General features: G+C 63.9%; 11 protein-coding genes. 7 read left to right on the top strand and 4 right to left on the bottom strand.

Going from position 1 to position 14,007, the window contains the following annotated elements:
• Positions 1–2 precede the first annotated feature (2 nt).
• Both IM733_RS05205 and IM733_RS05210 read left to right on the top strand, forming a co-directional pair.
• Complete coding sequence (locus IM733_RS05205; RefSeq protein ID WP_248919853.1) at positions 3–1,001, top strand: ATP-binding protein; 999 nt, start codon at positions 3–5, stop codon at positions 999–1,001.
• Positions 1,002–1,102: 101 nt separating this feature from the next.
• A complete protein-coding gene (locus IM733_RS05210; protein ID WP_349292555.1) occupies positions 1,103–1,669 on the top strand; it encodes a vWA domain-containing protein in 567 nt (188 codons plus the stop codon).
• A gap of 95 nt (positions 1,670–1,764) precedes the next feature.
• On the opposite strand, the gene IM733_RS05215 is transcribed toward IM733_RS05210, so the two are convergent.
• Entirely contained in the window at positions 1,765–2,031 is a 267-nt protein-coding gene (locus tag IM733_RS05215; RefSeq protein WP_213660839.1) for a hypothetical protein, read from the bottom strand.
• A gap of 333 nt (positions 2,032–2,364) precedes the next feature.
• Between IM733_RS05215 and IM733_RS05220 the strand changes: the two genes are divergently transcribed.
• Complete coding sequence (locus tag IM733_RS05220) at positions 2,365–3,690, top strand: sigma-54 dependent transcriptional regulator (protein ID WP_248919855.1); 1,326 nt, start codon at positions 2,365–2,367, stop codon at positions 3,688–3,690.
• Between the two features lie 154 nt (positions 3,691–3,844).
• Here the strand turns inward: IM733_RS05220 and galE are convergent, their stop codons facing one another.
• The 3 genes from galE to IM733_RS05235 form a co-directional block, all read right to left on the bottom strand.
• Positions 3,845–4,807, bottom strand: coding sequence for a UDP-glucose 4-epimerase GalE (gene galE / locus IM733_RS05225; RefSeq protein WP_248919856.1), 963 nt, complete (start codon positions 4,805–4,807; stop codon positions 3,845–3,847).
• A 117-nt stretch (positions 4,808–4,924) separates the two neighbouring features.
• Positions 4,925–7,525 (bottom strand): glycosyl hydrolase family 5, encoded by a 2,601-nt coding sequence (locus IM733_RS05230; RefSeq protein ID WP_248919857.1) that lies wholly within the window; start codon positions 7,523–7,525, stop codon positions 4,925–4,927.
• 5 nt (positions 7,526–7,530) lie between these two features.
• Entirely contained in the window at positions 7,531–9,057 is a 1,527-nt protein-coding gene (locus tag IM733_RS05235) for an O-antigen ligase family protein (protein WP_248919858.1), read from the bottom strand.
• A gap of 95 nt (positions 9,058–9,152) precedes the next feature.
• On the opposite strand from IM733_RS05235, the gene IM733_RS05240 reads away from it, so the two are divergent.
• The 4 genes from IM733_RS05240 to IM733_RS05255 all read left to right on the top strand — a co-directional run bounded on the left by IM733_RS05240 (position 9,153) and on the right by IM733_RS05255 (position 14,006).
• Complete coding sequence (locus tag IM733_RS05240) at positions 9,153–10,529, top strand: oligosaccharide flippase family protein (RefSeq protein WP_248919859.1); 1,377 nt, start codon at positions 9,153–9,155, stop codon at positions 10,527–10,529.
• Between the two features lie 305 nt (positions 10,530–10,834).
• The gene (locus IM733_RS05245) at positions 10,835–12,307 is read left to right on the top strand and encodes an FAD-dependent oxidoreductase (protein ID WP_248919860.1); all 1,473 of its coding nucleotides are present in this window, start codon (positions 10,835–10,837) and stop codon (positions 12,305–12,307) included.
• Positions 12,308–12,439: 132 nt separating this feature from the next.
• On the top strand, positions 12,440–13,057 hold the full coding sequence (locus IM733_RS05250; protein ID WP_044488742.1) for an acyltransferase: 618 nt from the start codon (positions 12,440–12,442) through the stop codon (positions 13,055–13,057).
• Entirely contained in the window at positions 13,050–14,006 is a 957-nt protein-coding gene (locus IM733_RS05255; RefSeq protein WP_248919861.1) for a glycosyltransferase family 2 protein, read from the top strand. The genes IM733_RS05250 and IM733_RS05255 overlap by 8 nt, the downstream gene beginning before the upstream one ends.
• Position 14,007: the final 1 nt, after the last annotated feature.

Genomic DNA, 14,007 nt, shown 5'->3' on the forward strand with positions numbered 1-14,007 from the left:
ACATGAGCGAACCCGTGCAATTTCCCCTGGCGGCCGTGGTCGGCGCCGACGATCTCAAGCTGGCCCTGTGCCTGACGGCCATCGACCCGAAGATCGGCGGCGTGCTGATCGAAGGCCCGCGTGGCATGGCCAAGAGCACCCTGGCCCGTGGCCTGGCCGACTTGCTTGGTGATGGGCCGTTCGTGACCTTGCCGCTGGGCGCGACCGAGGAGCGCCTGGTCGGCACCCTCGACCTGGATGCCGCCCTGGGCCAAGGCCAGGCGCGCTTCTCGCCGGGGGTGCTGGCCCATGCCGACGGTGGCGTGCTGTACGTCGACGAGGTCAACCTGCTGCCCGACCCGCTGGTGGACCTACTGCTGGACGTGGCCGCCAGCGGCACCAACCGTGTCGAACGCGATGGCATCTCCCATCGCCATGCCGCCCGCTTCGTGCTGATCGGCACCATGAACCCGGAAGAAGGCGAGCTGCGCCCGCAACTGCTTGACCGTTTCGGCCTCAATGTCGCCCTCGAGGGCTTGCCGGCGCCAGAGGCGCGGCAGCAGATCATCCGCCGACGTCTGGCGTTCGACAGCGACCCTGAGGCGTTCTGCGCCGAGTGGGCGCAAGCGCAGGCGCAACTGCGTGAGCGCTGTCACCAGGCGCGCGGGCAACTGGCTTCGATTGCCCTGGACGACCAGGCCCTGGCCTGGATTACCGAACGCTGTTTTGCTGCTGGCGTCGATGGCCTGCGTGCCGACCTGGTTTGGCTGCGCGCCGCCCGGGCCCATGCCGCCTGGCGTGGCGGTGCGGCTATCGAGGAGGGTGATGTGGAGGCGGTGGCCGAGTTTGCCTTGCGCCACCGACGGCGCGCCGATGCGCAACAACCGGCGCCGGCCGGCGCGGCTGAGCCGTCGCCGGGGCGTGAGCGTGAGCAAGCGCAGGGCGACTGGGGGGCATTGCCGCCGCAGCCGGTGGCCGGGGGTGCGCGGCGCGAGGTGCCGAACTGGGCAAAAAAGCCCTGAGCATCCGCCCGCGCGACACCCAGGCGGCGGATGCCAGGCCCCGCGCAGGTCAGCTGAAGGGGGTATCCCGTGGCCGTCCGCGCGTGGCCGATGGCGGGCGAATTGCCTGGTTGCCCACGTTGCTCAAGGGCCGGCCTCGTCAGCGCCAAGATCTATGCTGGCAGCAACGTCAGGCCGACGGGCCTGCGTTGTGGCTGGTGGTCGTCGACGCGTCGGCCTCGACTCGCCGCCATCAGGCCCTGGCCCAGGCCAAAGGGCTGCTGGCCGAGCTGTTCGACCAGGCCTACCGACAACGGGCGCGCCTGGCGCTGCTCACCGCCAGCGGCAACCGGCCACACTGGCAGCGCCACGGGCTCAAGGCCTCGGCGGCGTTGCAACCTTGGTTGCAGGGGCTAGGGGCCGGTGGTGGCACACCATTGTTCGCCGCGCTGGAGGAGGCGCGCCACTGGTTACTGGCGCGGCGCAAACGCCTCCCTCAGGAAGTGCAACGCTGCCTGATACTGACCGACGGTCGGTTGCGTCAGTGGGCCACGCCACAGCCATTGCCGTGCGCCACTTTATTGGTGGACATGGAACTGGCGGCTGTACGCGTGGGGCGGGCACGACAACTTGCCGAACAACTACACGCCGAATATCGGCATATAGAGACGTTCACGCTAATCCATTAAGTGGATTGCATGCGACAACATGTCGCGCTCCAAAAAAGGTAGGCCGCGGTAAAAGCGGGAGTTACACAAGTGCGCGAACTGCGCGCACCTGTGTTTTACTTCGGCATCGACCAGGGTTGCAGGTCATAACCCTTCTGGCACAGTTCCGCGCGTACTTCCTCGATCAGGCAAGCCCATTGCGCCGGGTCGGAGTAGACCCGCGAGGAGACTTGCTTGGCACCGATACGGGTGCTGGTCCGGTCGATCACCGCCAGGCTCAGCTCGCCCGTGCCGTTGGGGGCATCCCAGGCGACGCACTGGAAGGGTTCGAAGGCGTGGTCGGCAATCAGCAGTGCTTCGTTGACACGGAGCGGGGCGTTCATGGTTCGGTCTCTCTATGGTCCCAAACAGCGAAATACAGGTTCCGCGGTGTTATGCCAAGCAAGGGTACAGCGCGGGGTTATTCGTACTGATGCTCCAGATCAGGGGTGGAGTCACACCGGGTTTGAAATTTTTTATTAACGTGTATTTGTCTGTCCCTGCGCATTGCCGCATGTGACGTCATTAATTAGCGATAACTTCAAGGTGTGGCGCAGCGCTACGCATGGGCTGACCAACGGTAGTGGGGGCTGTCAAGTTCGTTGCTACTGTTAAGTCGGGCGTCGCAAAGTACTGTTTCTTCGGAAAAAACCATTATGTGGCGCCAAGGAATGGTCATGCCTGAATCTGCATCCCAGCGCCGTCTGCTGATCGTCGACCCGTGCGACGAGTGTCACCAGTTGCTTCCGGGCCTGCGCGACATCGGCTGGGAGGTGCGCAGCAGTGTCCTGGACAGCGCTCTGGAGCACCCGTGCGATGTGGGCGTACTGCGCTTGCAGGCACAACACCTGCGCCACCCCGACGCAGTCAAGGACATGATCAAGCGTAGCAACACCGAGTGGATTGCCGTGCTCAGCGCCGAGGAACTGCGCATGCAGAACGTCGGCGATTTCGTCTGTGAATGGTTTTTCGACTTCCACACGTTGCCGTTCGACGTGTCGCGGGTCCAGGTCACCCTCGGGCGGGCCTTTGGCATGGCGCGTTTGCGCGGCAAGGGCGCCATGCACATCGACGAGCCCCAGCATGAGTTGCTGGGTGAAAGCCGGCCCATCCGCGAGTTGCGCAAATTGCTCGGCAAGCTCGCGCCGACCGAGTCCCCGGTATTGATCCGTGGCGAGAGCGGTACGGGCAAGGAGCTGGTGGCGCGCACCCTGCACCGGCAGTCGCAGCGCTGCGACCAGCCCTTCATCGCGATCAATTGCGGTGCGATCCCCGAGCACTTGATCCAGTCCGAGCTGTTCGGCCATGAGAAAGGTGCGTTCACCGGGGCCCACCAGCGCAAGGTGGGGCGCATCGAGGCGGCCAATGGCGGCACGCTGTTCCTCGACGAAATCGGCGACCTGCCCTTGGAGCTCCAGGCCAATTTGCTGCGCTTTCTGCAGGAGAAGCACATCGAGCGGGTGGGCTCGAACCAGCCGATCCCGGTGGATGTGCGGGTCCTGGCGGCGACCCATGTGGACCTGGAGAAAGCCATCGAGCAGGGGCGTTTTCGTGAAGACCTGTACTACCGGCTCAACGTCCTGCAGGTGGTGACCGCGCCGCTGCGTGACCGGCACGGCGACATGCCGATGCTCGCCAGCCATTTCGCGGACTTCTACAGCCTGGAAACCGGCCGGCGCCCGCGCTCGTTCAGTGACAGCGCGCTGGCCGCCATGGGTCGGCATGAGTGGCCGGGCAACGTGCGCGAGCTGGCCAATCGGGTGCGGCGTGGCCTGGTGCTGGCCGAGGGACGGCAGATCGAGGCGAAGGACCTGGGGTTGCATGAGGTGCGGGAGTTGGAGCAACCGTTGGGGACGCTGGAGGATTACAAGCAACGCGCGGAGCGCCAGGCATTGTGTGATGTGCTCAACCGCCACAGCAACAACCTGAGCGTGGCGGCCAGGGTGCTGGGGGTTTCCCGGCCGACCTTTTACCGGTTGCTGCACAAGCACCAGATTCGCTGACGAAGACGGGCGCTCACAGATTTGACGCGACCTCTATAGGGGCGGCTTTAGCCGCGATCACCCGCGAAGCGGGTGTTGGATATCGTGTTGCCTGCATCGCGGCTAAAGCCGCTCCTGCAAAGGACGACAGTGCAGCCCAGTATGCTCCATCGGTTCAACGCCACGGATACTTCAACTCCCACCGCCAGGCATGGGCCACGATCTGTTCCAGTGAACCAAACTGCGGGGCCCAACCGAGCACCTGGCGTGCCTTGCCGGCATCGGCCACCAGCCGGGGTGGGTCGCCAGGACGGCGGGGTGCATCGCTGCTGTCAATCGGCCGGCCCGTCACGTGACGCGCGGCATCTATCACCTGCTGCACCGAGAAACCCAAGCCATTGCCCAGGTTGAACGCCGTGCTCGCGCCACCCGCGATCAGGTAGTCCACTGCAAGGGCATGGGCTGATGCCAGGTCGGCAACATGCACATAGTCGCGAATGCAGGTGCCATCCGGGGTGTCGTAGTCACGGCCGTACACCGTGATGGCCGGGCGCCTGCCTGTGGCGGCCTGCAGAATCAGTGGGATCAGGTGGGTTTCGGGGTCGTGGCATTCCCCCAGTTGCCCCTCCGGGTCCGCGCCGGCGGCGTTGAAGTAGCGCAGGCACACCGACCTCAAGCCATAGGCACGGTCGAAATCCGCGAGCAGTTGCTCGACCATCCATTTGCTGCGCCCGTAGGGGTTGATCGGTGCCTTCGGGTGTTCTTCGTCGATCGGCGTTTCCAGCGGGTCGCCATAGACGGCCGCCGTCGAGGAAAACACCAGTTTGCTGATCCCCGCCCGCACCATGGCCTGCAACAGCGTCAGGGTCGCCGCGACATTGTTCTGATAGTACTTGCCGGGGTCGACGACGGACTCACCCACCTGGATGTACGAGGCAAAGTGGAACACGGCGTCGAAACGGTACTCGGCCAGCAGCGTGTCCAGTGCATGGACATTGGCGATGTCCAGTTGCACCCAGTTGATGCCTGGGCGCGTGGGGGCAGTGTCGGCCACCACCACCTGATGCTTGGCGCACAGCAGGTGCTTGACCATGTGCGAGCCGATATAGCCTGCACCCCCGACAACCAGAAAATTCATGCAAACCTCCTGGATTCCTTTGCCTGTGCAACCTTCCCTGACGCGCGGTGGGAGCGGTGGCTTGTCGGCAGGCCTGGTCGCAGGCTGCCAGAACAGGTCTTTTGTGACTCTAGATGGCTATTTGAGGAACAGCCAATTGGCCATCCATTGGCCGTCGAATCGCAGGATGTAGCGGCCATTCTTGTAGGTAACGGGGCGTTCGCTTTGCTTGCCGGAGGCGTCGCGGCTGTAGAGTTTCAGGCCTTGGGTGGCCTTGATCACCAGCGTGCCTTCAAGGGGTTCGACATAGAACGGCGTCTTGTCGTCCGCCCTGGGCTGCGCCCGGCTACCCAGCGAAATCAGCAGGCTGCGGGACTGGTCGAGCGGCTTGGCGTCCAGGCTTTGCACCACGACGCTGGCATAGGGGGTTTTCATCTGTACCTGGATACCCCCCAGGCTGACCGACTGGCCGCCGAGCCAGCCGGTGGCCGCCTGGGTCAAGGGCGTGTCGATGGTGTAGAGCCCTTGTTGCCAGTTGCGCTTGAGCTCGCCGGTGTCGGTGGTCGCCTCGGTGGCGTTGGCGTCGAGCAGTGACTGGTCGGGGTCATGCAGCACCTTGGCATCGGCAGGTATCGCGCTGGCTTGCAGCCATGGCAACACCGGTGTGGCGGGCATGGCAATCTGCAGCCTGCCCTGGGTCATGGCGGTGCGCAGCAACGCCGAGTTGGCGGGCGTTATCGCCTGGCCGAACAACATGCTCGACGGTGGCGCGAAGACATAACGGGTGCGTGCCGCTTGCACGTCACCTCGGCGATAGAGCAATGCCGCAGCGGGGAGGGTGGCGAGCAGCGCCGGGTCGTTGTAGGCGTGCCAGTTGTCTGCCGTGCGCCAGCCTTCGGTCAGCGCCTGCTGGCTGTAGGCGTACTGCATCAGCGCATCCCAGCCCTGGTGCCGGGCGGTTGCTGCCACATACAGTGGCAACGAGTGACGATCGGGCGTGGGGAAGGGCTCGGCGTTCCATTCGGTGACCGTCAGTGGCATGCCCACCACCTGGGCGGCGGCGATCCAGTTGATCATGCCGTCGCTGGTCAGCGGGTTGCGGTCGAGCTGGCCGGCACCGCCATAGCTGTGCGCATCGATCATGTCGCCGGCGGTCAGCGCCGGCAGGGCGCTCAGGCCATTGCCGCCCCAGGTGCTGGTGGTGACGATCGGCACCTTCACCCCCAGGCCGCGCAGGTGCTTGATCATGTCGACGTTGAAACGGTGCTCCAGGTCGTTGAGGAACAGTTTCGACGGACCGTGTTCCCAGGCCTGCCAGATAGTCTCCGTGGGCAACTGGTTGCGCAGCGCGAACACCTTGGCCGCGTCCATGTAGAGCTTGCTGTGCTGGGGGACGTTCTTGTCCTCGAGCAAGGCATTGCCGAAGTGCTGGGTGATGTCGTTCTCGTTGGTGATCAGCATCGCGGCGATCGCCGGGTCATCCTTGTAGGCGAGGCCGGTGTAGGTGTTCACGTGGGTCAGGTACTGTTCGGCGAAGCGTTTCATCGCCTGCTGAATAGTCGTGTTCACATAGGCGTAGCCTTTGAGGTCGATCGCCCGGTCGCCCCTGGCCACTTCGTCGAAGCCGTAGATCCGGTCGGCGGCGGCAAGGGGGCGCTGTACATGAAGGTCGAGCCAGACGTAGACCCCTTCCTCTTTCAGGCACTTGATCCACCAGTCGATCTTGCGCAGCGACTCGGCGCTCAGCGTCTGGGTGTCGCGCAGGGTGTTGACGTCTCCGAAAATGTTCGGGCTGACCCACGGCGAGTCGTGGTGGTGGATGCGCACGAGGTTGAAGCCCAGGGCCGAGAGGCGCTTGGCTTGTTGCCTGATCTCGTCGTCGGGTGTCTTGAAGATCGCGTAGGCCGACAGGTTGGTGCCCCAGAAGCGGGCCGGGGTATTGTCCGCGAAGAGCAACTGCTCGCCCGCCGCCTTGACGAAGCCGCGCTTTCCGGCCGGCTTTTGCGCCTCGTTGAGGAACGACAGGTCGACCGGCGAGGTGCGCCAGTCGAGCTGGTCATCCGGCCAGCGCGTGGGCTCGGCCAGGCCGAAGCGTTCAGTAGGTGTTGGCCCAAGGGTGATGTCGCCGCTGACTTCGAGCACGGCCTTGACCTGTTGCTTGCCGGGCAGGATCGGGTCCTGGTAGAAAAATGCCCGCACTTCGTTGGTGTTGCCGCGTTCGAAATACACCTTGGCCAGCGGTGGTTCGAAACGCATCTCGATACGCCGCGCCCGGCCATTGCCGCCCCAGGCCCAGCCGCGGTTGTCGGGCAGCAGCACCGGGGCGCCCATTTCCCCGTCGATCAGCGCCTGGTCGAACTGGAAGGTGATACCGCCGCCCATCACGTTCGCCTGCCGGCTGCGGGCGTTCAGGATGAAATTCCAGGCCAGGGTTTGCGGGGCGGTTTTGCGGATGTCGGCCGCGAGGTCGAAATCGAGCTCCTGGTTCTTACCCTGAAGGCGATAGTCATACGGGCCGTTGACCTTGAAGGCTGTGTAGAAGCCTGTCCAGCTCCACTTTGCCCCCCAGAAGTCGAACCTGGAGATCATGGTCGGGCCACCACCCCGGGTCAGGGTCGGCAGGCCATTGCGTTCGTCGACACTGACGTTCCAGGCTGCCGCCCAGCCCGCCAATGGCAGCAACACCAGGCCAGCGCATACCGATATCCCTATGAAGCGGCGCAGAAAACCTCGTGTCATGGCTTTTACCTGGGTTGAAGGCCTGCATTGGAAAGTTGGATGTCGTGGGCGTAGCGCTGCTGACGGACCATCTGGATATAGGCCACGGCCAGCCCACCCACCGACCAGTACACGGTGGGGATGACGGTAATGCTGCTGACGGTGAAGATGATCACCATGATCCCAATCAGCGTCGCCAGCAGCGCCCGCCCGAGCTGGCGTTGCGGGTCATCCTTGTCGGGGAAGGCGAGCATCGCTTTGCGGACCCCCACCAGGATGACCACGAAGAAGGCCACGAACAGCCCCAGGCCCACCAGGCCAACCCTGAGCGCCAGGTTCACGTAGGTGTTGACGATGTCGATGATGCCATCGCCCTGGATCATCGACTGCATTTCCGGGGTGTTGCGAAAATCGAACGAACCAAACAGCGGGTTGCGCTGGATGACGATCCACGAGTTGTCCAGCAGGCGTTCCCGGTAGGTGATGTTTTCTTTTTCGATATTGCCGATGAACGGTAGCAGGTCGAGCACTTTCTGCCCGCCGGGCACCACTGTGAGCAGCGGCAGGGCCAGCACGCCGGCCATGGCCAGCAGCATCAGGCGCTTGATGGCGTTCCTGCCGGTGGCGATGAAGACGACCAGGATGATTCCCGCGCCGATCCAGGGGCCGCGCGACAGAGGCGCGACCAGGCCGGCCGCCAGCAGCAGGGCACCCAGGGCGCGCTGGAGCCCGCTGCGCACGAACCCTTGCACGAACAGGTAGAGGCCGGCGGCCACGCTGATGACATAGCCCAGGGCAATGGCCTGGCCGGTGGTGGCGCTGGCCCGCAGCGAGCCGCCACGGCTGAGGTAGCTGGACATCTCCCAACGCACGCCCATGGCGTCGAGCAAGGCGTCGTAGAGCAGCCAGTGACGCAGGAACTCGGCCACCCCGATCAGCGCCAGGACGAACGAGGCAAGCACGAAGGCCAGCAAGGCGTCCTTGAAGTCCTGGAGGGTCTTGAGCGCGCGGCTGGCCACGTAGTACGGCAGGATCACGTCGACATACAGGTAGAACGCCTGGCGCAGGGTGTCGGTGAGGGTAGTGTCGCGCAGGTACAGCAAGGCCAGGAGCACGACGCCGGCCACCAGCAGCTTGTCTGGCCACAGCCGCCCCAGGCGCACGGTGTCGCCCTGGCGGCTGAGGCTCAGCGCCGCCGGCAGCAGGATGCACAGGCTCAGCAGGCGCAGGTGGTTGAGGTCGAGCAGGTAGTTGATCACGCCGAACCCGGGGATCTGCACCGAGGCGGGCGGAATGAGAAACAACAGCATGAAGAACAGCGCCATGGTGTTGCGTTCGCGCCGACCGGCCAGGTACATGACCAGTGCGGCAGCGGCGGCGTATACCCAGAAGCTGAACGAGAAGAATGCAACCAGCGTCAGAGCGAACCACAGGTTGCGCCGCCGCTTGAAATCGCTGTAGGGGATCAGGTCTGTCGCCGGGCGGCGGGCGAGCGTGAAAACGACGCCGGCGGCAAACAGAATGACGATCAACGCACGAATATGTTCAGGCATTGGCGGTGTTCACCTATCCGGTGGTGGACGACGGCTAGCATCATGGCTGATTGAAACTATAGTGACTTCTAGCCATCCAGTCAGGGATCGAACTCATGCCGTCAGTTGAAGCGTCTGCATCGGGGAGCCTTCGTCGGCGGGCGATAGGGGCCGGGGCCTGGAACGTGTTCTCCCTCGTCGCCTCACAGGTGATGCGCCTGGGTGGCAACCTGATCATGGCCCGGCTGCTGCTGCCGGAAATGTTCGGGATCATGGTCATCGCCACCACCGTCTCGGTGTTGTTGCACCTGCTTTCGGACGTGGGCTTGCGCCAGAACATCATCCAGAGCCCGCGTGGCGACGACCCGACGTTCCTCAACACGGCCTGGACGGTGCAGATCATCCGCGGCTTCATCCTGTTCGCCCTGACCTTGCTGCTGGCGCTGGGCGCCTGGCTATCCCAACTGGCCAACCTGTGGCCGGCGGGTTCCACCTACGCGGCGCCGGAGTTGCCCATGATCCTGGCGGTCACCGGCCTGTCGGCGATCATCTACGGGCTGCAGGCGACCAATATCGACGTCGCCTTGCGCACGTTCCAGCAGAAGCGCGTGGTGCTGGTGGAACTGGGCTCGCAGCTCGTCGGCTTGATCACGATGCTGGTCCTGGGCTACTTCACCCGATCCATCTGGTCGCTGGTGATCGCCGGCCTGGCCGGCGCCCTGGCGGGCACCTTGCTCGGGCACTTGGCGATCAAGGGACCGGTCCACCGCCTGCAATGGGACCGCGAGGCGCTGGCCGAGCTGGTGGTGTTCGGGCGCTGGATCCTGTTGTCGTCGATCGTCGGTGTGCTGGCGATGTATGGCGACCGTATGTGGTTCGGCGCCAGCATGACCACCGCGGAACTGGGTGTGTACTCCATCGCGGTGTTGATCCTCGGCTCGCTGCAGACCGGCTTGCTGAAAGTGGTCGGCACGGTGGCGCTGCCGGCCTTCAGCGAGGCCACCCGGTCGGGCGACAGTGAGCGCCTGAAGGCGTTGTACCACCGCTCGCGCCTGCTGGTGGACCTGGTCATGTTGTTCACCTGCGGCGTGTTCCTGACCGCGAGCCCCATGCTGATCGGCTGGTTGTACGACGAGCGCTATGCCGCTGCCGGGCCAATGCTGGCAATTCTGTCGTGGTCGTTCTTCACCTTGCGCTACACCCTGGCACATCAGGTCTGGATTGCCCTGGGGCATACCAAGTACCAGGCCATGGACAACATCATCCGCATGGTTGCGCTGTGGGTCGGGTTACCGCTGTTGCTGGCCATCGGTGGCGTGAAGTACGCGATCTGGGGCGTTGCCTTGCACTCCTTCCCGACCCTGGCGCTGATCGTCTATGTCAATTGCAAGCTGGGCATGTTCAATCTCAAGCGCGAACTCGTGGTGCTGCCGATGATTGCGGTCGGCGCAGCCTGCGGCGCGTTGGCGACGAGCTTCTTCAACTGGCTCTGAGGCCATTTCGAGTGGTTTGGCGCAGGGTCGCCAGGGGGTAGTGCCGCGCAAACAGGGATCGAGGCGCGATTCGGGCACTGAAGTTCACGCAATCTATGACATGGGTCTTGGATCATGGGGAAGTTTCAGTTCTGTACGCTGTCTTCTGGTCGTAGGGGCTTTGTTCGTGGCTGTGTCTTGCTGGGCGCGGGGGTGGCGGTGTTCGGTACCGGGACAGTCGTCGAGCGCAGGCCCGCTGAAAAAGGTGGGTTTGTCATCATCAACGGCTGGGTGTTGCCTTCTCAGTATTTTCGGGACGGGCAGGCATGATCAGGGACTATCAGACCGAGAAGGCGCTGCGCGGCGCCTATGATTTCTGCATCGTCGGCGGCGGACCGGCCGGTATCACGCTGGCCTTGCGCCTGGCCAAGGCCGGGTGGAGCGTGGTGCTGCTGGAAGCCGGCGGGCAAACCTACGCGGACAGTTCGCAGACCTTCTACGACTGTTCATCGACGGGCCTTGAACTCTACCCCCATGACACGCGCCTGCGCTTTCTTGGCGGAACCTCCAACCACTGGGCGGGCCGCTGTCGCCCGTTCGATGCGACTGACTTCAGCACCCCACCCCAGGGGGGGCTGCCCGGCTGGCCTATCGCCTATGCCGAGGTCGAACGCTACCTGCCCGCTGCGATGGACATCGTCGACATCGGGCAAGGCGCGGACTTCCGGGCAGTGAATGCTGATCTCGGTGGCGGTGAGTTCAACGCCGACCGTTTCCTGCTCAGCCCGCCCACACGGTTTGCCCAGAAATACGACACCGAGCTCAAGGAGACTGCCGGGCTGGATGTCTTCATCAACTGCAACTGTGTCGACCTGCAGTTCGACAAGGCCTCCGGTGGCCTGGCTTCGGTGGTGGTGTCCGACTACGACCGGCACCGCGAACGGGTGTCGGCCAAGCATTATGTACTGGCGATGGGTGCCATCGAGAACGCCCGGCAACTGCTCAACAGCGGTTCGCTGTCGGCGGCCGGCGTCGTCAACAAGGATGGGATGGTCGGGCGCTGCCTGATGGACCATCTGAACATCGAGATCGGCACCTTCATCCTCAAGGAAGGGCAGGATACCGGCCTGCGTTCGTACTACACCACCGATGTCTTCGCCGACAAATACCGCTCAGGCAAGGGCAATGTGACCGCCGCGGTGATGTCCGAGGTCAGGACTTATGGCAGAACCGCCGAGGTCAAGGACTTCCTGGAAAACCTGGCCTGCGAATGGGGCGTGGCCGGCAAGATCGACTTCATCGCCAAGTTCAGCTGCCCGGGCGATGGCATCTTCGGCACCATGATCGAACAGTTCCCCAACCCGCAGAGCCGTATCACCCTGCGCGACGAGAAAGACGCCCTGGGGGTGGCCAAGGTCAATGTCAACTGGGCGTTGGCGCCCGAGGACCGGCACACCATCAAGTGCATCGGCACCGAGCTGGCCAAGCAGTTCGCCGATAGCGGCATGGGCTTCGTCAAGCTCAACGATTTCGTCTACGACACCAGCGTCCCGCTCAAGCTCGAGCCCCATGCCCACCACATGGGCACCACGCGCATGGCCGCCAGTGCCGAGCATGGTGTGGTCGACAGCAACTGCAAGGTGTTCGGGGTCAACAACCTGTACGTCGCCGGCAGCAGCATTTTCGCCCGCGGCGCCGCAGCCAACCCGACCATGCCCCTGCTGCAGTTCGCCGTGCGCCTGGCGGATCACCTGAATGAACGGATGAGGTCGATGAGCGGCGTGGTCGTCGCCAAGTGAGGGCAAGGGCGGGGCAGTAACCGTAACACCGTGGTTGAAACGGTTCGTGGGCGGGAAGGTCGACATCGGTAGTAACAGGCCCCATTCGCCTCAGGAACACTCCAGGATCGAAAGACGCGTGAGGTGCGCATTATGTTCGGATGGATACGCAGGGCGGTGGCCTACTACGCCAACAAGACCGGCCGGGCGGGCGGAACCTACAAGAAACTGTGCAACCCCAATGCCCAGGACTGGGGGGCGTACCAGACCCGCTGGGGCAAGTTCTATTCGGTGGGGCACAACGTCCATATCAACCCCGGTTGCAACGTCACCGACCCGACGCTGGTGCGCCTGGGCAGCAATGTCGGTTTGTCGGATTGCACGCTGATCGGCCACGACAGCGTCGTCGCGCTGATCGAGTACGCCCGCGGCAAGCACCTGGACTCGGTGGGCTACATCGACATCAAGGATAACTGCTACATCGGCCATGGCGCGATCATCATGCCCCGGGTCACCATCGGCCCCGACGCCATCGTGGCCGCAGGGTCCGTGGTCACCAAGGATGTGCCGCCCAATAGCGTGGTCGGTGGCAACCCGGCCAAGTTCATCTGCACCATGGACCAGTTGATCGAGCGGGTGGAGGCGCGTTGCGCCGCCTACCCCTGGATCCACCTGGTCAGCGAGCGCAAGGGCGGCTATGACCCGGAGCTGGAACCTCTGCTGGCGGCGGCCAGGCGCGAGTACTTCTTCGGGGAGGGCAGCAATGGATAGCAAGCCCGTCGATGTGATGGTGGTCAATTTCAACACCGCATCGCTGCTGCAACCGATGTTCGATGCGTTGCGCCAGGCCGGTGGCGAGACGCTGGCCAAGTACCTGGTAGTGGACAACGCCTCGGTGGACGACTCGGTGGAACGCATGAAGCGGGTCTGCCCCGAGGCGGTGTTGCTGAGCAATACGCAGAACGTCGGTTTCGGCCGGGCCAACAATCAATTGCTCGATCATCTGCAAGGTCGTTATGCGTTGTTGCTCAATACCGATGCTTTCGTGGCAGCCGACTCACTCGCGAAAACCCTCGAGTACATGGATGAGCATCCGGACTGCGGCGTACTGGGCGTGCGCCTGGTCGGGCGCGAGGGCGAGCTGCAACCGTGCTGCCGCTACTTTCCGACACCCTTGAATGTGTTCGTCGCGCGCACCGGGCTCGGGCGTTTTTTCCCCGGCCTGAAGATGGTCGACGAGATGGCCTGGGACCATGACGCGGTGCGCGAGTGCGACTGGTTGCCTGGCTGCTTCTACCTGGTGCGGCGGGAAGTGCTCGACCAAGTGGGGTTGTTCGACCCGCGCTATTTCCTCTACTACGAAGAAGTCGACCACTGCAAACGGGTCAAGGAAGCGGGCTGGAAGGTGGTGTTCTACCCATACACCACCGTCGTGCACATCGGCGGGGAAAGCTCCAAGTCGGTGGCCGAGCTGGAAGCGGCCAGTCGGCAGATCAGTGCCTACCAGATCGAGAGCGAGCTGCTGTACTTTCGCAAGCACCACGGTGTGTCGGGGCTGATCCTGCACATGGCGCTGGTGTGCCTGGGGGACCTGGTGCTGGCCCTCAAGGCCTTGCTCAAGGGGCGCGGCTGGGCCGCGATGCAGGCCTGCTGGCGGCACAACCAGGCCACCTGGTCGTTGTTGCGCAAGACCCGTTACGCCACTCAACCCACCCGCTAGG

This window comes from Pseudomonas entomophila, assembly GCF_023277925.1.
GTDB classification, from domain to species: domain Bacteria; phylum Pseudomonadota; class Gammaproteobacteria; order Pseudomonadales; family Pseudomonadaceae; genus Aquipseudomonas; species Aquipseudomonas entomophila_D.